This window comes from Mycobacterium sp. 852002-51057_SCH5723018 (assembly GCF_001667035.1).
Lineage (GTDB): Bacteria > Actinomycetota > Actinomycetes > Mycobacteriales > Mycobacteriaceae > Mycobacterium.
In genome coordinates this window covers 1-531 of sequence record NZ_LZIR01000087.1, presented here as the reverse complement: position 1 = coordinate 531, position 531 = coordinate 1, and the positions used below count along the sequence as shown (strand labels likewise).

The 531-nt window shown below is 65.2% G+C and carries 1 protein-coding gene; it reads left to right on the top strand.

The window, feature by feature from the left end; translation table 11 throughout:
* Positions 1 to 3: 3 nt before the first annotated feature.
* On the top strand, positions 4 to 531 hold a 528-nt coding region (locus A5764_RS18820), incomplete at its 3' end, for a DUF222 domain-containing protein (protein ID WP_156664758.1).

Sequence of the window (531 nt, the reverse complement as noted above, 5' to 3'; positions counted from 1 at the left end):
TCGATCGCATCGTCTGCCGCGGTGTTGAGTCCTGCTGAGCGTGTTGAGGTGTTGTTCGAGGAGTTGGCGGAGTTGGCCGGTCAGCGTAATGCGATTGATGGGCGCATCGTGGAGATTGTGTCTGAGTTGGATCGCGATGAGCTGTGCGGTATTACGGGGGCGCGGTCGGTGCGGGCGTTGGTGGCGTGGAGGCTGGGCTTGTCCTCGGCCACTGCGCATACGATCGCCGCGGTGGCGCGTCGGTTGCCGGAGTTTCCTCGCTGCGCGGCGGGGATGCGGGAGGGTCGGCTGTCGCTGGATCAGGTCGGGGTGATTGCGGCGGGGGCGGGTGAGGGTTCTGATGAGCATTACGCTCAGCTGGCCGGGGTCGCCACGGTCAGTCAGTTGCGCACCGCGGTGCGTTTGGAGCCGCGACCTGAACCCGATCCTCGTCCGGAGCCGCAGCGTTCGATCAGCAAGACGTGTGATGAGCAGTCCAGTTGTTGGCGGATCAGACTTCCCCATGAGGAGGCGGCGAAGTTCGACGCGGCG